Below are 20341 nucleotides of genomic sequence, written 5' to 3'. Positions count from 1 at the left end.
CACGACCCGGAGAAAATTGAAATTCTGGACGGAGGTGTGCGGTGCCATCCAGCCAGGATTCAAATTCAAACCGGAGGCGTCAGCGGTCGCCGTCGACACGCCCTACGCCACGGCGAACCCGGCGCTGAGCAGGTCCTATGGCCGGGACGACGAGCCGAGCGGGTCCGGCAGATCGAGGAGAACGCATTGAGCAAGCTCCGGATGCTGTCGCGGCGGCAGGCGCGCGAGGTGCCGCTGGAGGGCTGAGGGGCTTCCGCGAGCTGTGTCGCGCGGCGACGCGGCGGTGCTCCGCTTCACGAACAGCTTGAAAGAGAGCTCGCCGGCGGGCGATGGTAGCGTCTCTTCACCCGAGGGACGCTCATGAAGGACATCCTCTCTGCTCGCCTGGAATCGCGTGCTTTCTCGGCCGACGCGGTCGAGCTCCACGAGCTCACCGGGCGCGAGGTCATCTCGCAGCCGTTCGAGTTCCAGCTCCAGGTCGTGTGCAAGAGCCCCGAGGGGCTCGACGAGGAGGCGCTCCTCGCCGAGCCCGCCGCGCTCGTGTTCCTGAGGGGCGACCGCGAGGAGCGGCGTCTCTTCGGCGTCATCTCCGTCGTGCGCGACGCGCTCCACACGGAGACACTGCACATGGCGTACACGCTCACCTTCGTGCCCCGCGCCTTCCGGCTGACGCTCACGGAGACGTCGGAGATCTTCATGGATCTCTCGGTCCCGGAGATCATCAAGAAGAAGCTCGAGCGGGCCGGTCTCCACGAGGGCGACGACTTCGAGCTCCGCCTGGTGTCGACGTACCCGCCGCGCGAGTACGTCGTGCAGTACAAGGAGACCGACCTCCAGTTCGTCTCGCGCCTCGCCGATCACCTCGGCATCTCGTTCTTCTTCGAGCACCGCGACGGCCGCGACGTCGTGGTCTTCTCCGACACGAACAGCGGCTTTCAGCCGGTCGCCGGCGACGGACGCGCGCACTTCTATCCGCGCGGTGATCGCATCGGCGTCCACCGCCTGGAGGGCACGACGCGCACCGTCCCGAGCCGGTACGTGGTGAAGGACTACAATTACCGGACGCCGCACGTGCCGCTCATGGCGGCCGCGACCGTCTCGGAGGCGTCCGGTGGCGACATCGTCGAGTACGGCGCGCACTTCAAGACCCCCGACGAGGGCGAGCGAATCGCGGTCCTCCGCGCGGAGGAGCTGCGCGCCGGCCGCAGGGTGTTCGAGGGCGCCAGCGACGTGCAGGTCCTCGGCGCCGGGGCGAAGCTCACGCTCGAGGGGCACCCGCGCGGCGACATCGAGCTGCTCCTCGTCGAGGTGCGCCACCGCCTGCAGCAGGCGACGCTCAACGCCGGGACAGGAGAGGAGCGCGCTTACGAGAACGAGTTCAGGGCGATACCGTACGCGACCACCTACCGGCCGCCGCGGGTGACGCCGAAGCCGAAGGTGCACGGCGTCATCACCGGCGTCATCGACGCCGCGGAGAAGGGTCAATACGCCGAGGTCGACGAGAGCGGCCGCTACCGCGTGCGCTTCCTGTTCGACACCAGCAGCGCCGAGGACGGCAAGGCATCGAGGCTCATCCGCATGGCCCAGCCCCATACCGGTGCGGGCTATGGGTTCCACTTCCCGCTCCGCAGCGGGGTGGAGGTGATCCTCACCTTCATCGACGGCGATCCGGACCGGCCGATCATCGCCGGCGCGGTGCCGAACCCGCAGACGCCCAGCACCGTCGACGCGAAGAACGCGCGCAGGAACGTCATCCGCACGGGCGGCGGGAACGAGATCAACATCGATGACAACGAGGGCGAGGAGCGCATCAAGCTCTCGACGCCGTATGGCGGCGCGACCTTCCAGCTCGGAGCGCCGAACACTCCCGAGGCTGGCGCTGCGATGACCACCACGGAGGCCTACAGTCAGATAGCCTTCGCTGGCGTGAACACTGCGACCAGCGTGATGAACTCAGTGGCCAGCACGATGTCCTGGTTCGCCGCCACCGACATCACAAACTTTGCCGGCATTTCGAACGTACTCAGCAAGCTCGAAAAAGTCGAGAACATCGTAGGCAACTATCTTACAACGGCCAAGTCAGCGCTCGACATTCCAAAAAAATACGATGCCTATCAACAGGCAAAGATGGACGAAGCGACCGTGCGCGCCGAAGAGGCTGCAAAGAGAATGGAGGAAGAGGCGGTCCGGTCCGGAGCCGCACTTCCATCGCCTCCTCCCATGATTCGCGGCTTGGATGGGTTCGATCGCCCGATGACGTTGGAAGAGTGGAACGAGCAACTTGCGATGTCCTATCAAGGCGTCCCCGAGGCACGCGCAGCAGCACAGGAAGCAAAAAAGGCAGCCGAGGCCAGGAAGAAGGCAAGTGAAGCCGACGAAACGAACCTGGCGCTGAAGGGGATCGGCGCGGCGGTCGACGCTGCTACCAGCGTCCACGGCGCCGTCAAAGCTGGCCGCCCTCAACTTATCAGCGCTGCCTCCAAGCTGATGAAATCTGCCGGGGACAAGTCGGCCGCTGCATTGGCCAGTCTGATGTCCGTCGCCGCAAATGCATCGGCGGCCCAGGGGCGCATCCCGAGCGGCGTCATGACCATCGGTTCTCCGAGCTGCATCAACGCGGCCGTCACGACGTCAGCCGTCATTGGGCAGATGAACGCCTTTGTGAGCGGCGGTGCGAACGCCGCCCTCGCCTCCGAGGGCGTCGCGGTCGTCACGGGTCTCGCAGCCGCAGTCCTCAAGTCGCCGGCTGCTGTTGAGATGGCGAGCGGAGCCAAGGCGCTCATTACCTCGACGCTGGTCGACATTCTTGCGGGCAAGGACGTCTCGGTGCGTTCAACGACAATCGGCATTGAAGCGCTGTCGCAAATCTTCATCGGAACGAAGGACTTTAGCACCCGCGTCGCCGGCAAGACCGAAATTAAGACGGGCGGGTCGACCGACATCAAGGCAGGCGGCGCCGTGAACATTCAGGCCGGCCCCGATCTTAACGGCAATGCCGCGAAAGTCTCTTTCAAGGGCAGGAGCAGGGCGGCGCTCGAGGTCGGGGCCTGGCACACGATCGTCGGGAGGGAACAAGTGATGGTCGGTGGTCCGGGCTCCAACTGCACCCTCACCGGCGATTCTGCCGTCCTCAAATGTGGCTCGAAGGTGACATGTGACAAGAGCAGCGTAACCGTCAAAGCGTCCACCGTTGACCTGAAGGGGAGCGGGAGCGTCCGACTGAGCGGTGCGCGAATCGACCTCGGATGAGCGGAACGAGCGGCTCTCGAGAAGGGCCGCCGCTTCGCGGCGCCGCAGAGGACCGGTCAAATCGACGAACCGCGACACCTCCGACACGCTAGCCATCTCATCCCTTCGATGGGCGCACATATCGCCAGAGAGCGACAACGTCAGGCCCGAAGCCGGCGACAGAATGTCGGCCGCAGGCCTTCACGCCGTAAAACTCGGCAATGTCCGAATCTACCTTGACCGACAGCTAGCGGCTCAAGGCTGCGCACGGCCCACAAACAGCCACAACAAGAACAAAACCAGCACCACCAAAACCAAAGCACCGACTACCCATCCAATCTTATCAACGCGACGCTTCCATTCTATGCTTGCACTGACCAACTCCTCTGCCATACGGAAGTTCTCGGCGGCGACTACACGGGCACGCTCGGCTTGTGCCATGTACGCTTCCGCGGCCGCATTTGCCTTGCGCTGAACAAGATCATCATGAGTCGGCTTCCTAGGTCTGGGCTCCTTCTCGCTGGCAAAGAGCAGCTTGCCTCCCGGCTCGAACTTCCAGGCGAGCCCCTCCTCACCGAAGAGCCAGAACGACCCATCGGGGCATACGGCAATGCTCATCTTGGACCGCGGCAGCGCGTCGCGCTCCGCCGTCAAGACAACGCTCTGCGCGCCAGTGGCACTGACCCGCACGAGTTGACTAGCACGAAGGACATAGGCGTTGCCGCGAAGGTCGGTGCCGAGCACCTGATGCTCTTCACCCGGAGCTTGATCGGGGAGCTCCACGCGATAGACCGTCCGTCCATCCGCGTCGAGGCGGACAAGCACGTCGGGCCAGAGCTCTTTCAGCATGTAAAGCGAGCCGTCTGGACCGCAATGCAAGACGTCGACCGATCCACGTATTTCCACCGGACGATCGACCGGCTCGTCCCAGTCCCAGTGGCGAACCTCGTCAGCGTGGTCCTCTGGAGCGCCTTTCGCCCACAGGGCGACCTCCGCACCATTCGCCGCAATCCGCCGCAGCCTGCTGACTTTGAGGACCAGCAACGAACCATCGCGATCGCAGGCCAGGGGACCAGCACCAGATAGTTCGACGCCGCGCGCCGGTGACGCTGCTCCTGAGCTCTCGACGGGCGTACCTGTCTTCGAATCAAGCCAGAGCGGCGATGAGCTTGCAGTACCGATCACGAGGAGCTTGTCCTCTATGCAACACATGAAGCGCGCAGCGTCCGATCGGTCGCGCCGAAGCCAGCGTACCTTCAGCGAGGAATCAAGGGACCAGAGAACGTTCCCCTTCTTCTCCGTTACCTCATTGTTCTCGTCGTAGTACCAGTGCGACTGCTTCGCCGCGCAGTAGACGTTGCCCTCTGAGTCGACGGCCGCCACAGGCGGTTCTTCCCAGTCGAACAGCCCTGCGGCGACGGCCTGCGGGGCCGGTGCGCTGTCGGCGATCGACGGATGAAAGATGAGAAACCAGTCCGCAACCACCTTCCTTCGCCCGCGATATACGAAGTCGTCCGGCACGTGCACGTTCGCGCTGCAGAAGCGGCACGTGTACGCTCGGTTCACGCCGTCGAACGCGACCGGTGAGCCGCACTGCGGGCATGGGAACGTCGCCGCCTCCGCCGCATTTGCCGGCTCCATGACGAGCGGATCGGGATCTTCGCCCACGACGTGCGTGATGTTCGGGAGCGCTCCTGCGAACTCTGTGGGCACCGTTCGCACCCAGGTCTGCGTGGCGCATCGATCGCAGCGGAGCAGCGCCTGCCCCCGCACCGCCACGATGCTCGTGACGGAGATCTCCTTCTCGCATCCTTGACAGCAAGGGCCGCGCCGCGTGTACGCGGCCGAGAGCTTCCTCAACGAGCTCTGCCGTCCCTCGTTCGGGAGCATCTTCGGCCCCTCGTACACCGGATCGCGGAGCAGCGCTTGCCAGAGCTCGCCTTCAATCGCCGTCGGCCTTCCGCAGCTCTGGCACCCCACCTCCCTGGCCAGCGTATTAACCGGCATCGGCATCCGGCACGTGCCGCACTCCGTCTCGACCCTCACCGCGACGCTGATCATCGCTCTCCCCACCTCCCCCGCTCCCGCGCCCCTGCCACGGCCCCTCCCGGACAACTCCGACGGACCCGTGCCAGCGCGCACGCTACCTCAGTGACACCCCCCGCGCGATGGCCTAGCCTCGCCCGAACCATGCCCGCGGAGCGCAACCATGGCCCAGCCCCGACGCCTGCCGAGCTCTTGCAGAAGAGCCAGCGCGGCGAGCTCGCCGGCAGCCGCATCTCGGGCGCCGTCGCCCCCGGCATCGATCTCCGCGGCGCCGATCTCTCGAAGGCCCTCTGGCAGGACGTCGATCTGCGCGGCGCCACCCTCGCCGGCGCCACGCTCTCCGGCGTCATCTTCCGCAACGTGAACCTCGAGGGCGCCGACCTCACCGACGCCGACCTCACCGGCGCCCTCCTCGGCGGCCCTCCCGGCGAGGCCTGCCGCCTCGCAGGCGCCGATCTCCGCGATGCCGTCCTCTCCAACACCTCCCTCCATCAGGTCGACCTCACCGGCGCCAAGCTCTCCGGCGCCCTGCTCGAGCGAGCCGATCTCGGCGCCACGCGCCTCCACAAGGCCGAGCTCCTCGACGCGGTCCTCTCCGGCGCGCGCCTCCAGCGCTGCGACGCCCAGGGCGCCCGCCTCGACCGCGCCGCCGTCGACGGCGCCGATCTCTCCTCCGCCGACCTCACGGGCGCCTCGCTCCGCGACGTCGATCTCCGCGCCGCCGTCACGACAGGCCTCCTCCTCGGCGGCGCCGATCTCCTGCGCGCCGCCGCCACCGGACTCGACTTCTCCGCCTCGGGCCCCCCGGCATCCCTCGCGGGCGCCGAGCTCCACGCCTCCCGGCTCACCGCGATCGATCTCCGCCGCACCGCCCTCGAGGGGGCGCGCCTCGTCCAGTGCGACCTCGCCCGGGCCGACCTGTCCGGCGCGAGCTGCGACGGGCTCGTCCTCGACGGCTCCTCGCTCCGGGGCGCCCAGCTCCAGCGCTGGCGGGCCCGCGGCGCCTCGCTCGCCGGGGCGGACCTCACCGGCGCCTCCCTCGACGGCGCCGATCTCCGCAACGCCAACCTCGCCGGCGCCACCCTCGACGAGGCGTCCCTCGCCGGCGCGAAGCTCGAGGGCTGCTCGCTCGAGGGCGTCCGCCTCGCGGGCGTCGACCTGCGCGGCCTCGACCTCGCCGGCGTGTCCCTCGGCAAGGCGGCTCTCCGCGGCCTCTCGTGGGCCGGCGTGAACCTCTCCGGCGCCGATCTCGCCGAGGCCGACCTGCGCGGCGCCTCCCTCGCGGGCGCCGACCTCTCGGACGCCGACCTCTCCGGCGCCTGCCTCGCCGGCGCGAAGCTCGGCGGCGCCACCTTCCGCGGGGCGCAGCTCGCCGACGTCGACCTCACCGAGGCCGATCTCTCCGACGCGGATCTCTCGGAAGCCGCCCTGTCCACCGCCGCCATCGCCGGGGCCGACCTCCGCCGGACACGGCTCTTCGCGGCCGACCTCTCCGGCGCCGATCTCCGCGCCATGCAGCTCGCCGGCGCGGTGATCGAACAATCGCTCCTCTGCGACGCGAACGGCGAGGGCGCCGATCTCCGCGGCTGCGTCCTGACGAATGCCACGCTGTCGGGCGCGAACCTCCGCGGCGCCAACCTCACCTCGGTGGAGGCCTCTCAGGTCAACCTCGAAGGCGCCGATCTGAAGGGCGCGAAGCTCGCAGGCCTGCGCGCCCCCGCCGCGAACCTCAGGAGGGCGATCCTCGACGGCGCCGATCTCTCCCGCGCCGACCTCTCCGACGCTGCGCTCAACGACGCCGTGCTGCGCCGCGCCCACCTGCGCGAGGCCAGCCTCGGCGCGGCGAGGCTCCCCGGCGCGGACCTGCGCGACGCGGTGATGGCGAACGCCGATCTCTCGCTGGCCGATCTCTCGCACGCGCGCCTCGAGCGCGCTCACCTCGTGAACGCCAACCTCGAGGGCGCCGACCTGCACCGGGCCAGGCTCGATGACGCCGAGCTGCTCGGGGCGCGCACCCGCAACATGAAGAACACCGACCCTGACCGCGCGCGCGCGGAAGATTTCCGGACGGAGCCCCGATGAACGCGAACGACGCTGTCGCCCTGGAACACGAGCCCTCCCCGGGCGGCGTGCTCGAGGCCACCCTCGTCGACCTGGAAGACGCCGCGCGCGCCGTCGTGCGCCTCGTCCGGCCCGGCGCCCCCGGCGCCGAGGGCGCCACGGCGCGCGCGCGGCTCGCCGTGCCCGGCTACCAGGCCACCCCCGGCGACCGGGTGCTCGTCTCGAAACACGCAACCACATCAGATTTTTACATCGTTGGCATCCTTCTCGCCGCCCGAGGGCCCGTGATCCACACGGCCGAGGGGGCCACGGCGTCGGCCGAGGGGAGCACGATCGCGATCCGGGACGCGTCGGGCGCTGTCGCCGTCACGTACGACGCCGCGACGGGCGCGGCGCGCGTCGCCGCCCCCGCGGGGGACCTGACGCTCGCGGCGCCGCGAGGGAAGGTCGTCGTGGAGGCGGCCACGGACGTGGAGCTCCGCGCGCGGCGCGATGTCCGGCACCGGGCGGGGCGGCGCGTGGCGAGCGAGGTCGGCGAGGGCGGCGAGCCGGCGCTCGTGATCGAGCGGGCGGCCGTGCGCGTGTCCGCGGCGGCGGTCGACGTCACCTCCGAGAGGGCGTCGCTCCACGCGACCGAGGCGACCGTGCTCGCCGAGCGGATCGCCACGACCGCCGCGCAGATCGCCGCCACCGCCGGCCGGATGGAGATCCAGGCCGAGCGGCTGATCGAGCGGGCAAGGGACGCTTACCGCGACGTCGACGGGCTGCTCCAGACCCGGGCGAGGCGCGCGCGCTCGCTCATCCGCGAGGCGTATCAGCTCGTCAGCGAACGGACATCGATGGTCTCGAAGAAGGAGACATCGATCGACGGCGAGCGCGTGCTGCTCGGATGAGCCAGCGTGGAAGTGGAGGGATCTTGAGATGAAGATGCCCGCAGCGACGAAGGCCGGCGGCATGTGCTTCGCCATGCCGGACGTGTGCAAGGTGCCAGCGCCGCCGGCGCCCCCCGTGCCGACGCCGTTCCCGAACATCGGGACGCTGAACGGCTGCGAGTCGACCGTCTCCAAGGTGCTCGTCCAGAAGAAGGAGACCGTGACCGAGGCATCGAAGATGCCGAGCAGCAAGGGCGATGAGGCCGGCACGCTCGGCGGGATGGTCTCGAACGTGAACCGCGGGCAGGTGACCTTCAAGCGCGCGAGCTCGAAGGTCTACGCCAAGGGGAAGAAGATCGTCTATCACACCGCGATGTCGGCCCATAACGGCTCGAACGCGAACATGCCCGCCGGCGCCCACGTCGCGCCTTCGCAGGTGAAGGTGTTCGTGGCGGTGTGATCCGCGGCGCGCCGCGAGGAGCCCACCCGCGAGCGGGTCCTCGGTGAGGTCGCGCCGCCCGGCGGTCTCGAGGCGGACGGCGGGGCGCAGCGGGGAGAGGCGCAGAAGGAGGTTCAGCATGGCTGTTCCACTCATCGCTCCTCCAGCTTGGTCCCTGCCGTGAATGCCTCCGCGATGTGGAGTTCGGCCGTGCGCGCCTTCCAGGTCTCCGCCTGATACAGGTTGGCGCCGCGCAGGTCGGCCCCCTCGAGATCGGCGCTGTCGAAGGCGGCGCGCATCAGGTTCGCATGGCGCAGGCGCGCGCCGCGGAGCCGCGCCTTGCGGAAGCGCGCGTCGACAAGGTCGGCGCCCTCGAAGATGGCCCGGTCGAGCGTCGCCCGGGTGAAGCTCGCCTCCGGGAGCGCCGCGCCCGCGAAGACGCCCTCGGTGAGGTCGGCGCCCTCCCACACGGAGCCCGGGCCCCGCGCGCGACGGAACGACCCGTTCCGAAGGACGACGTCGTCGGCGCGGAGGTCGGCGAGCGAGGCCCCGTCCAGGGTGACGCGCGCCCCGGTAGCACCGTAAATTTTCACATCATCGAGCGTCGCGTCGCGGAAGCTCGCGTCGTCGAGGGCGGCCTGCATCATCTCGGCGCCGGTGAGGTCCGCGCGATCGAAGCAGGCCCTCGTGAGCGTGGCCCCCGCGAAGCTGGCGCCGGGCGCCCGGGCCCCCTCGAAGACGGCGCCCTCGCAGCGCGCCTCCGCCGCGGCCGCGAGCTCCAGGACGGCGCCGGCGAAGCACGCGGCCTTGACGTTCGCGCCGGTGAGGTCGGCCCGGGTGAGATCGGCTCCCTCGAAGCGCGCGCCCTCGGCGTCGGCCTCCGCGAGCACGGCCTCGACGAGCCGCGCGCCGTCCATGCGGGCGCCCCGGAGGTTCGCCCGCTTCAGGATGACGCCGCCCAGGTCGGCCCCGGCGAGGTCCGCGCCGGAGAGGTCGATGCCGGTCAGGTCCATGCCGGCGAGCGGCTCGCCGAGGCGAAGGAGCTCGAGGACGGCGTCGCGGCCGGCGGTCGGCGGCGCCGCCACGGGATCGCTGGGAGCAGCCTCTTCTCGCGGGGGGACGCCGCCTTCCGCCTGCGCCGGCGCTGCGGCAGCCGCCGCCGCGGCAGCCCCCGCCGCCGCCGCGCCGCTCCCGGCCGCCGTGCGCCGCCGCGCGCGCGCCCGGGCGAGCGCCTCGGCGATGCGCGCCTCGAGGGCCGATTCGCCCTCCTCGGCCGCGGTGTCGTTTGCCGCCCCCTCCTCGCCTGCCGCCGGCGCCTCGGCCGCCTCGCGCGCCGCGAGCTCCGCGAAGAAGCGCGCCCGCGCGTCGCGCTTCGCCGCCGGCTCGCGCTTCGCCCCGCCCTGCGCCATCGGCTCGCTCAGGACGAACAGCGACGCGATCTCGGAAGCGTCCTCGTCGGCCACGTCGAGCAGGCCCCGCCAGACCAGCACGAGCCGGAGCGCGTCGGCGTCGAACCACACGGTGTCGAGCCGCATCGGGACCTCGGAGAACCCGCCGCCGGCCTCCTCCGTCGCCTGCTTGAACGCGCGGACCCGCAGCTCGGGCAGCCGCCCCCGGACGACCTCGCCCTCCGGGCGCACGGACCAGAGCTCGAACGGCTCGTCCCCCCGGGGATAGGCGATCTGCTGCTCCGCGGGCGCGGCGTTGAAGAAGGTCCAGTCGAAGTCGTCGGGAAAGAACGGCCAGCGCGTCTTCCTCCAGCGCTCGCCGTAGGACCCGATCTTCTCGAGGCGATCGCTCCACGTCGCCGCGATCGGCGCGAAGCACGCCGGAGAGGGCCTGTCGCCCGCCGAGCGGATCACCCGATCCGGCAGCTCGAGCGACGGGAGCGGGCCGCCTGCCCGCGCGCCGTACCCGGTCCCGACGGGGTTCGGGCCGAACCCGGCGCCGCCGAAGGCGCTCTCGAAGCGGAGCGGGATGCGGTCCCACGGCCCGGGCGCGGTGGGCGCGCCGAGCGCGTCCCAGCGGCGCGGGCCGATGGCCGCGACGGCGCGGTCGAGCGCGTCGCCGAGGCGCAGCCGGACGAGCGCCGCGGCGTCGCCGTCGCTGGCGCGGTGCGCGTGCCCGACCAGCAGGACGTCGGCTCTCGGCTTGAAGATCGCGAAATCGGACGGGTAGCGGAGGCTCTTCTCGGGGTCGTCGTCGACGTGGACGTCGCCGCCGGGGAGCTCCTGATCGGCCGCGATCGACGCCGGCGCCCCGGGCACGAGGTCAAAGGTGCCCTTGACCACGACGGTGAGCGAGTCCCTCGGCGGCCGGGCCTGCCAGGGGATGGTGAAGGCGGCGAACGGGGTGAGGTTCAGGATCGGGACGTGCTCGGTGGTCCTCGCGGGCGGCGGCAGGTCGGGCGAGCCGGCGAGATCCTCGCTGGTCGGCTTCGACGGCTCCGGCTCGGGCAGCGGCAGCGTGGCCGTGGGCAGCGGCGCGCCGGCGTGCGCCACGATGTGCGCGGCCATGGCGGGGAAGGCCTGCCGGAGGGCCTCCAGCGAGACCTGGGCAGGGGCCCGCGCGGGCTCGGCCTGCTCCGCGGGCCGGGGCGGCGCGATCGGGAACGGCGCGTCCTCCTGGCGCGCGCCGCGCAGCACGTCCTGGAGATTGAACTCGCGCGTGTCCGCGAGCACCGGCGGCTGCCCGGACACCGGCGGCTGCCCGGACACCGGCGGCGCGCCCGCGCCTCCGGCCGCCTCCCCGGCGCCGGGACCCGCCTGCGAGGCCTCCGCGGCGACGGCGCCGGGCGGCGCCGGGTCGAACGCGCGGAGGGCCTCGGCGAAGGCAGCGGGGTCGAGGGGGCGCGTCTGCGTCAGGTCGAGCGACGGGCGCAACGCCTCCGCGCCCGCGCCGCGCGCGGCCCACTCCTCGGCGCTCATGCCGCGGACAACCGACGGATCCGGCTCGGGAATCGGGAGCGACGGCCGCGCGCCCGCGGGCGGCCTCACGCCCTCCGGCAGCGGCGCCGTCGTCGCGCCGACCGGCGGCGCGGCCGCGGCCGCGGGCTCCGGCGCAGGCCACGCCGCGCGCTCGTCGAGAGGCGTCAGCGTCACCAGGATCCTGCCGCGCTCGACGGCCTCCAGGGCGCGCTCGGCGACGGCCAGGGATGCGCGCCATGTCAGGGTGCACCGGAGCGCGTCGGCGTCGATCCAGAGCGTGTCGCAGCGCACGGTGAGCTCGACGCCGGCGGGGTCGGCGAGCCGCGGCGCGCGGAGGAGCACGCGCGCCGTCACGCCCGGCAGGCGAGAGCGCACCTGGGCGGCCGTGGGGTGGAGGCCTTCGAGCAGGATCCACTCGTCCCCGCGCAGGTAGCGTATCTGCTGGTCGCGCGGGGCCGCGTTGAAGTAGCCCCAGTCCATGGCGATCGGGAGCTCCGGGACAGGCAGCAGGAGCTTCGCGGGATCCCACGCGGCGAGCGCGCGCCGCCGCTGCGGCCACGCGCCCGAGATGGGCCCGAAGCCGTCGGGGGCGTCGGGCGCAGCGGGGTTGACGATGCTCGGCAGCCGGACGTCGGCGGGATCGGCCCCCCTTCCGACAGGGTTCTCGGGGCAGCGCGCGCCGCCGAAGGCGAGCTCGTAGCGCACGGGCAGCCTGGAGAACGGGGCCGGCGCCGTCGCCTGGCCGGTCGCGGGATCGCGCTGCCGCTCGCCCACGACCTGGAGCCGCTTGTCGACCGCGGGCGCCTGCCCGTGCGCGTGCGCGTGGAAGACGGCGAGGCGCACCCACCGGTGGCTCACGCGCTGGCCGGGCGGGGCGTACGCGCTGCCGGTGAGCAGCACGTCGGCGCGGGGCTTGTGGGGCACGGCATCCGAGGCGACATAGAGGCTCCGGCCCGCGTTCTGCTCGTGGAAGACGTCGTCGAAGAGCGGCAGCGGCGCGGCCAGCGCGGCGACGCCGTCGGGCGAGAGCTGGAAGGTCGCCTTCACGGCGACGGTCACACAGGGTCCGTTCGCCGTTCGCCAGAGCAACGCCGACGCGGCCAGGGGGGACAGGGAGATGAGCTGCATGAACGGCCCGGCACCCTAGCCGAGAGCGCCGGCGGATGCGCCCCCCTCGGCGACGCGGGGCCGCTCCGCGCTTCGACCTGCGTGCGGTGAGGAGCAGTGGTCCTCAGAAGATACGTTGAGCCAGCGGAACGCCAAGCACGGCGAAGCCGGCGCTGAGCAGGTCCTGCGGCCGGGACGACGAGCCGATGTGGACACGGAAATCCCCCGGCTCCACCACGCGGCGCCCCTCCGCGTCGACCAGGGACAGCTCCGCCACGGGCAGGTCGAAGCGCACCTTGCGCGCCTCCCCCGCGGCCAGGCTCACGCGGTGGAAGGCCTTCAGCTCCTTCTGCGCCCACGTGGACGACGTCACCAGATCTTCGATGTACAGCTGGGCGATCTCGACGCCATCGCGCCCGCCAGCGTTGGTGATCGTCACCTCGAACGACGCCGTGCCGCCTCGCTCCACGCTCGGCGTCAGGACCTTCAGATCGCCGTAGGTGAAGCGCGTGTAGCTCAGGCCGAAGCCGAAGGCGAACGCCGGCTCCTGCGTGAGGTCGGCGTAGCGATTCCCGTGCTGACCGCGGGCCTGGTTGTAGAATATCGGCTGCTGGCCCACGTGGTAGGGGAACGAGATCGTCAGCTTGCCAGAGGGGTTGATCGTCCCGAACACCGCCTCGGCCACGGCCCGCCCGCCCATCATCCCCGGATTGAACGCCTCGAGGATCGCCGCCGCGCCGAGCGCCGAGCGCGGCAGGACCAGCGGCTTGCTGTTGACGAGGACAACGACCGTGGGCACGCCGGTCCTGGCGATCGCGTCCGAGAGGGCCCTCTGTCCGCCCATGAGCTCGAGGGTCGCCGTGCTCTTCGTCTCGCCGATGAGCTCGATCCTGTCCCCCAGGACCAGCACCACCGCGTCTGCGCCCCGGGCCAGCTCGACCGCGGCAGGAATGCCCGACTCGTCCTCGCCGAGAACCGAGCAGCCCGCAGCATAGACCACCTCACACCCCGGGGGCGCGAGCTCCCGTATCCCATCCACGATCGTGACGATGCTCGAGCGGGGGTGCTGCGGCCCGTTGCCGCCGCTCATCTGGCCCGAGCCGAGCGACCAGTCGCCCAGCTGGGCGATCGTGTCGTCCGCGTTGGGGCCGATCACCGCGATCCGCCGCAAGGGTCTCGACGCCGCCGCCTCCGCGAGCGGCAGCAGGCCGTCGTTCTTGAGCAGCACGAGAGACGCCCGCGCGACCTCCAGGTTCAGGTCCCGGTGGGCCGCACACCCGATGATCTCCTGGATGCGCTGCTCGCTGCTGTACCCGGGGTCCTCGAAGAGCCCCAGGGAGAACTTGAGCGACAGGACGCGCCGCACGACCGCGTCGATCTCGGCCTCGGCGAGGAGCCCGCGGCGCACCGCCTCCTGGGCGCCCTCATAGAACTGCGGTGTCGCCATCATCAGGTCGTTTCCGCTCCGGACCGCCACCGTGGCCGCCTCGGCCATGTCCTTGCAGACCTTCTGATCGAGCACGAGATTGCCCACGTTGTTCCAGTCGGTCACGAGGATCCCCTCAAACCCCCACTCCTCCTTGAGGACCTCCGTCAGGAGCCAGCGGTTGGCGGTGGCCGGGATCCCGTCCATGGACTGATATCCAGTCATGAATGCCATGCAGCCGCTCCTCGCGGCCCGCTCGAAGGGCGGCAGGAAATACGAGCGCAGGTAGCGCCGCGAGATGTTCGCCTCCGAGGCGTCACGGCCGCCCAGCGTCTCCGAGTACCCCGCGTAGTGCTTGGCGGTCGCCAGCACCGCGTCCGGATCGTCCAGGCCCTTGCCCTGATAGCCCTTGATCATCGCGCAGGCGAACTCGCCGATCAGATAGGGATCCTCGCCGAATGTCTCCCCGACCCTGCCCCAGCGGAGATCGCGTGTGAGGCACAGGACGGGAGAGAACGTCCACTTGAGTCCCGTGGCCCGCATCTCGGCGGCGGTCACCCGCGCGACCTGCTCCAGGAGCCCCGTATCCCAGCTGCAGGCCATGGCGAGCTGCGTGGGGAAGATCGTGGCGCCCGCCCAGAAGGAATGGCCATGGATCCCGTCGTCGGCCATCAGCACCGGAATGCCAAGGCGGGTGTCCAGCGCGCGCCGGATCGCCGTGTCAGCGTCCTTCCCGTTGCAGTGCAGGAGGCTGCCGACCTTCATCCGCCCGATCGCGTCCTCCAGATCTCCCTGGGCGTCGAGCTGCATGAGCTGCCCCACCTTCTCGTCCAGGGTCATCCGACTCAGGAGGTCTTCCACCCGCTTTCCCACGGGTTGCTTGGCATCTTTGTAGAGAGGAGCGTCGTTCATGGGTTCTCCTGCACGATGGGGAGCGCACGGCGACAAGTCCACCGTCGCGCTCGTCGCCTTCGTCGCGAGCGTGGCGGTGGGGAAATCCCCCCACCCCGCCGCCGAGCGCAGCGCGCGCTCCCTCGAGGGCCGTGTGCCCGCCGGGCCGCCCGCCGCCAGAGACCCCGGCCCTCGTCGACTCAGACGCGGAGCACGGCGCTGCCCCACGTGAGGCCGCCGCCGAGCGCACACAGCAGCACGTGATTCCCGGGCACGATCCGGCCATCGCGGAGCGCCTCGTCGAGCGCCATGGCCACCGAGCCCGCGCAGGTCCCGGCCGCGCTGGCGCCGTCGACCGCGCCGAGGACACGCTCGGGCGAGCACCCGAGGCGCTCGGCGAGGAGGGCGACGAGGTGCGGGTCGGCGTGGTGCGGGATCACCCAGTCGACGTCCGCGGGCGCAAGCCCGGCGGCCGCGACCGCCGAGAGGGCGTGGGCCCCGAGGTGCTCCTCCGCGGCCTGCCGCAGCTCGTGCTGCTTCACGCGCAGGTAGTGCCGCCGGTCGGCGAGCCGCTCCACGGTGAGCGGCTCCGCGGAGCCTCCGCCGGGCACCTGGAGCACATCGGCCCTCTTCCCGTCGGCGCGCAAGCCGACGCTCAGGATCCCCCGACCGTCGCCGGTCGCCGGCCCGATCACCGCCGCGCCGGCGCCATCGCCGAACAGCTGGGCCGAGACCCTGTCCCGCGGATCCAGGCGGCGGGAGAGCAGGTCCGCGCCGATGACGAGCACGTGCTTCATGGTCCCCGCCGTCACGAACTGGTTCGCCACCGACAGCCCGTAGAGGAAGCCCGTCAGCGACGCGGAGAGGTCGAACGACGGGATGTGCTCGGCGCCGAGCTTCTGCTGCACGTACACCGCGGTCGCCGGCATCGGCGCGTCGCCGCTCGAGGTGGCGAGGATGATCATCTCGAGATCGCGCGGCCCGACGCCGGCCGCCTCGAGGGCCGCCTTCGCCGCCCGCGCCGCCAGGTCGCTCGTCCGCTCGCCGGGCGCGACGCGGCGCCGCTCGTCGCTCGCGCCCGGGTCGCCCGCCGCGCCGTCCGCCGGCGGCGCGCCCGCCTGCGCCTCGCTCGTCGGGACGGCGAGCGGCAGGGAGCGGCCCGTGCCGAGGATGCGCGCGCGTGGATTTCTGGCATCGAACGTCATCGCGGCCGCAGCCTACATCAAGGGCTGCTCGTTGGAACGGGCGATCGTGCCCTGCCGCTCGGTCCACGGAATGCTTGAGTCGCGGGCGCGCTCCGGTACATAAAGCGCCTCGATGGCTACGAGCTCCGAAGACAGAGACCGCCCCGACACGGACGAAGCGCCTCCCGGCGAGGCCGACGCGCAGGACACCCGCAGCGAGGAGGACGGCGAGGGCCGCGCCGACGGCGCCGCGCCGGCCAGAGCCTCGCGTCCTGCAAAGCAGGCTGGCGCAGCGCGGCGCCCGGCCGGCAAGAAGCCCGGCGCGCGGCCTCGCGCCGCCGCCCAACCGCAGGGCGGCTCGCTCGGCAAGAGCATGATCCTGTTCCTCATCATCATCGGCGGCCTCGCCGCGGCCTTCGCCTATTTCGGGCGTGAGCCTGCGGCCGGCACGGCCGGCCCCAAGTGGAAACCCGGGGACAAGTCCCAGGTCGAGGTCACCCTCGTGTCCACCGACATCAAGGATCTCGCCTGTTGGTCGGCCGAGGAAGTCAGCGGCCGGCACTGCGCGTTCGAGTCGCCCACCCAGGGTTGGTCCAAGGGGGATGCGGACGACAAAAAGCTGCTCCGTCCTTACACGACCACGGACCGCGTCCAGTTCCTCGCCGCCGGCCTCTGGAGCGAGTCCGCGCTCACCGCAGGCAAGCTGCCGTCCGCACGGTTCGCGGTGAAATGCACCTACACCGTCGAAGGCAGGATGAAGCGGCCCGGCATCCGTTGGTCCAGCGAGGGCGCATGGCTCGACAGGACCGATGATTGGTACACGGGGCTCCTGTCAGACTGCAAGCTCATCACCCCCTGATGTCGCAGGCGCCGCTGCGTTCATCGTCGTGACGCGCGTGAAGCGGCGTACGACGCAGTGCATACAGCCGGCGCTTCGCCGTGTGCCATGCCCCCCTCGTGTGGCCGCGCCCCTCCGTGGTAGTGTGATTTTCGGCTTGGAGGTGTTCATGCCCTGTCATCGGGTGATCGCGTTGCTGTTGTGGGCCGCATTGTTCGCCGTCGCTGGATGTGAAGCTGACCCGGGCACCGTGAACGTTCTGCCGATCTATGTCACCGCATCGAGCTCCTCCAGCGGGGGCGCGGGCGGAGAAGGCGGAGCGACCTCCACCGTCGCGACGACGAGCACGGGGGGCGAGGGCGGCATGGGCGGCGAGGGCGGCACGATGTGCACGTGCGAGCCCGGGCTCTCGTGCTGTGGATCGGAGTGCGTCAACCTGGCCGGTGATCCGCGCAATTGCGGGTCGTGCGGCACGACCTGCACCGAGACTCAGGTCTGCATCCAGGGCGAATGCGCGAATGCGTGCGCCCCCGGCTTCGGCTGCGAAGAAGGCCTCTGCTGCGGCGTGCGATGCTGCGACGCTGGCGAGATCTGCTGCGACTACGGCGACAGCGCCGGCGCGCCCGACCTTCACTGTCAGGCGACGGTGAACGGCACCTGCCCCCTCGCCTGCAGCGGCTGCGAGAACTGACGGACGTCGATAGCGGCGCGCGGCGCACCAGGCGGCGCCGCGCGTCGGCGCATTGCTCGCGCCGCGCCTCGTGTGCACGGCAGGCGGCGCATTGCTCGCGCCGCGCCTCGTGTGCGGGCTGCCGCTCGTGCGCGTCAGGCAGCTCCGCGCGCCGGCGCACTGCGCGCAGCGCGCCTCGTCCGCGCGCCGCGCCTCGTGTGCACCGCAGGCAGCGCGTCGTGCGTCGCGCGCAGCGCGCCTCGCACGCGCGCCGCGCACGCCACGTCGGCTCACGCCTTCTCGAAGATCTTGCCCGGGTACTTTCGCTCGAAGTGCCCCACCACGCCCCGGCCGATCGCCTCGATGGTGAGCCCTGCGATGCCCATCTTGATGGCCGGCCCGATCAGGGGGACGAAGCCGACCGCCCGGGTGGCCAGGAATTTCAGGCCTTGCCCGAGGATCGCGAAGCTCCCGCCGGCGGCGGTCGTCACCACGGATCCCATGTTCTCGCCGTAGATCTCGCCGACCATCGCCATCATGTGCGTCTCGATCGCGACGAGCCCGGCGGAGGTCGAGATCGGGAGCGGAAGCGCGGCGAACGCCGCCCCGCCGATCGCGTAGCGGTGAACCCAGCGGAGAGCTTCATCCCTGCACGTCGTCATATCCCGAGGTTGCCGCAAGTCGCGCCGTCCGTCCATCGAGCACCGCGCTGACGGCGCGGGCGCGTCGATGGCCCGGCCACGCCCGGGCTTTCTGTGCGCTGCCTTCCCGCGCCGCGGGAACCGCGCGTGCATGGCCCTCGCTCGGCTCGACCTCCGCGATCGCGCCGGAGGGAGGCGCCCGAGGCAAAGCGACCCCGCGAGGGGATGTTGGACCGTCGGAACCCGTGGCGATCCGGGCTCCAGGGAGGTTGCCCATGACAGCTCGACGCGCGCTCTTCAGCCTGCCCCTGCTCTGCGCCTGCGCCGTCTTCGCGGCGTGCGGCGCGGAGCCACGCCCAGCCTCGCCCGGAGCGGAGCCGCCGACCGGCCCTGCGCCTACGGAGGCCCCCGACGCCGAGCGCATCCCTCTGTTCGAGGACATCGGCGCTCTCCATCACCCCGTGACGACGTCATCGCAGCTCGCGCAACGCTATTTCGATCAGGGGTTGCGGCTCGTCTACGCGTTCAACCACGACGAGGCGAGGAAGGCATTCCGGGAGGCCGCTCGCCTCGATCCCGGCCTCGCCATGGCCCGCTGGGGCATCGCGCTCACGCTCGGCCCCAACATCAACCAGCCGGCCGACGCGGCGCGGGAGCGGGCCGCCCTCGAGGCCGTGGAGGAGGCGCGCGCGCTCGCCGCGCCCGCCAGCGAGCGCGAGCGCGCGTACATCGACGCGCTGGCGGAGCGCCACGCTTCAACGTCGGGCCGCACGCCGGGCCGCGACCGCGTGGACCTCGACCGCGCCTACGCGAGCGCGATGCGCGAGCTCGCCCGTCGCTTCCCCGACGACCTCGACGCGGGTGTCCTCTTCGCCGAGGCGCTCATGGATCTGCGCCCGTGGGATCTCTGGACGCAGGACGGCCGGCCGCAGCCGGGGACCGAGGAGATCGTCTCCACGCTGGAGGGCGTCCTCCGGCGAGATCCCGAGCACCTCGGCGCGAATCACTACTACATCCACGCGGTCGAAGCGTCGCGCGCGCCGGAGCGGGCGTTGCCGAGCGCCGAGCGGCTCGGCGGTCTGGCCCCTGGCGCTGGGCACCTCGTGCACATGGCGTCGCACATCTTCATGCGCGTCGGTCGCTACGCCGACGCCTCTGACGCGAACGAGCAGGCGGTGCTGGCCGATCGCCGGTACATCCGCGAGCGGCGCCCGGAGGGCATCTATCCGATGATGTACTTCCCGCACAACCTCCATTTCCTCTCGGTCTCGGCGAGCATGGAGGGGCGCAGCGCCGTCGCCGTGCGCGCCGCGCGAGAGCTGGCCGCGGCGGTGCCCGACCACAACGTCCGACACATGCCGATGCTCGAGATGTTCCGCCCTGCGCTGCTGTTCGCGCTCGTCCGGTTCGGACGGTGGGACGACGTCCTCGCAGAGCCGGCGCCGCCGCCCGAGCTGCGGTACACGGCGGGGATATGGCGCTATGCGCGCGGCCGCGCGCTCGCCGCGACGGGGCGCCATGACGATGCCGCGCGCGAGGCGGCGGTGCTCCGGGCGATAGCGTCCGAGAGCCGGGAGGACGCGACGATCGGCAGGAACCGCGCGAAGGATCTGCTCGAGATCGCCTCGCTCGTGCTCGAGGGCCAGATCGCGTCCGAGCGCGGCGACACCGGCGCCGCTGCTCGCATGCTCGAGGACGCCGCGCGCATCGAGGACGAGCTGCGCTATTTCGAGCCGCCGGACTGGCCCGAGCCGGTCCGCCACACGCTCGGCGCGGTGCTCCTCACGGCGGGCCGCGCGCGCGACGCGGAGGCGACGTACCGGGAGGACCTGCTCCAGCACCCGCAGAACGGCTGGTCGCTGTGCGGGCTCGAGCGCAGCCTCCGCGCACAGGGCAGGGAAGAGGAAGCGGACGCCGCACACGCGCGCTTCAAGCGCGCCTGGGCGCGAGCCGACGTGCGGCTGTCCGGGTCACGCCCGTGAATGTCCGGTCTCGAGCGGCTAGAGACGGC

The 20341-nt window shown here is 71.3% G+C and carries 12 protein-coding genes; 7 read left to right on the top strand and 5 right to left on the bottom strand.

Features of this window, described 5'->3' with window-relative positions:
* Positions 1 to 360 precede the first annotated feature (360 nt).
* Entirely contained in the window at positions 361 to 3249 is a 2889-nt protein-coding gene (locus WMF12_RS13640; protein WP_437871653.1) for a type VI secretion system Vgr family protein, read from the top strand.
* A gap of 234 nt (positions 3250 to 3483) precedes the next feature.
* Here WMF12_RS13640 and WMF12_RS13635 read toward each other — a convergent pair whose 3' ends face one another.
* Entirely contained in the window at positions 3484 to 5289 is a 1806-nt protein-coding gene (locus tag WMF12_RS13635) for a hypothetical protein (protein ID WP_437871650.1), read from the bottom strand.
* 129 nt (positions 5290 to 5418) lie between these two features.
* Between WMF12_RS13635 and WMF12_RS13630 the strand changes: the two genes are divergently transcribed.
* The 3 genes from WMF12_RS13630 to WMF12_RS13620 are packed head-to-tail and all read left to right on the top strand — an operon-like array spanning position 5419 to position 8667.
* Positions 5419 to 7356: a pentapeptide repeat-containing protein gene (locus tag WMF12_RS13630; RefSeq protein ID WP_437871648.1), complete on the top strand. Its 1938-nt coding sequence runs from the start codon at positions 5419 to 5421 to the stop codon at positions 7354 to 7356.
* Positions 7353 to 8228 carry a DUF3540 domain-containing protein gene (locus tag WMF12_RS13625; protein WP_437871645.1) on the top strand — a complete coding sequence of 292 codons (876 nt, stop codon included), beginning with the start codon at positions 7353 to 7355 and terminating at the stop codon, positions 8226 to 8228. Before WMF12_RS13630 ends, WMF12_RS13625 begins: the two co-directional genes overlap by 4 nt.
* Positions 8229 to 8256: 28 nt before the next feature.
* Entirely contained in the window at positions 8257 to 8667 is a 411-nt protein-coding gene (locus tag WMF12_RS13620; RefSeq protein WP_437290455.1) for a PAAR-like domain-containing protein, read from the top strand.
* Between the two features lie 131 nt (positions 8668 to 8798).
* Here the strand turns inward: WMF12_RS13620 and WMF12_RS13615 are convergent, their stop codons facing one another.
* From WMF12_RS13615 to WMF12_RS13605, 3 genes are all read right to left on the bottom strand, one after another.
* Positions 8799 to 12701, bottom strand: a complete 3903-nt coding sequence (locus WMF12_RS13615) for a DUF2169 domain-containing protein (RefSeq protein ID WP_437871644.1) — start codon at positions 12699 to 12701, stop codon at positions 8799 to 8801.
* A gap of 103 nt (positions 12702 to 12804) precedes the next feature.
* A complete protein-coding gene (locus WMF12_RS13610) occupies positions 12805 to 15018 on the bottom strand; it encodes a glycoside hydrolase family 3 N-terminal domain-containing protein (RefSeq protein ID WP_437871642.1) in 2214 nt (737 codons plus the stop codon).
* 179 nt (positions 15019 to 15197) lie between these two features.
* Positions 15198 to 16202, bottom strand: coding sequence for a 3-oxoacyl-ACP synthase III family protein (locus tag WMF12_RS13605; protein ID WP_437746038.1), 1005 nt, complete (start codon positions 16200 to 16202; stop codon positions 15198 to 15200).
* A gap of 112 nt (positions 16203 to 16314) precedes the next feature.
* Here WMF12_RS13605 and WMF12_RS13600 point away from each other — a divergent pair, with 112 nt between their 5' ends.
* Both WMF12_RS13600 and WMF12_RS13595 read left to right on the top strand, forming a co-directional pair.
* Positions 16315 to 17040, top strand: coding sequence for a hypothetical protein (locus tag WMF12_RS13600; RefSeq protein WP_437746037.1), 726 nt, complete (start codon positions 16315 to 16317; stop codon positions 17038 to 17040).
* 229 nt (positions 17041 to 17269) lie between these two features.
* Complete coding sequence (locus WMF12_RS13595) at positions 17270 to 17710, top strand: hypothetical protein (RefSeq protein WP_437746036.1); 441 nt, start codon at positions 17270 to 17272, stop codon at positions 17708 to 17710.
* Between the two features lie 269 nt (positions 17711 to 17979).
* Here the strand turns inward: WMF12_RS13595 and WMF12_RS13590 are convergent, their stop codons facing one another.
* Positions 17980 to 18351, bottom strand: coding sequence for a hypothetical protein (locus tag WMF12_RS13590; RefSeq protein ID WP_437871639.1), 372 nt, complete (start codon positions 18349 to 18351; stop codon positions 17980 to 17982).
* Positions 18352 to 18605: 254 nt separating this feature from the next.
* Between WMF12_RS13590 and WMF12_RS13585 the strand changes: the two genes are divergently transcribed.
* Complete coding sequence (locus WMF12_RS13585; protein WP_437871638.1) at positions 18606 to 20312, top strand: hypothetical protein; 1707 nt, start codon at positions 18606 to 18608, stop codon at positions 20310 to 20312.
* Positions 20313 to 20341: the final 29 nt, after the last annotated feature.

Origin of the sequence: Sorangium sp. So ce363, from assembly GCF_051520435.1 — a bacterium.
GTDB classification, from domain to species: domain Bacteria; phylum Myxococcota_A; class Polyangia; order Polyangiales; family Polyangiaceae; genus Sorangium; species Sorangium cellulosum_B.
The sequence above is the reverse complement of the archived record's forward strand: the minus strand, read 5'-3'. Positions and strand labels throughout refer to the sequence as shown.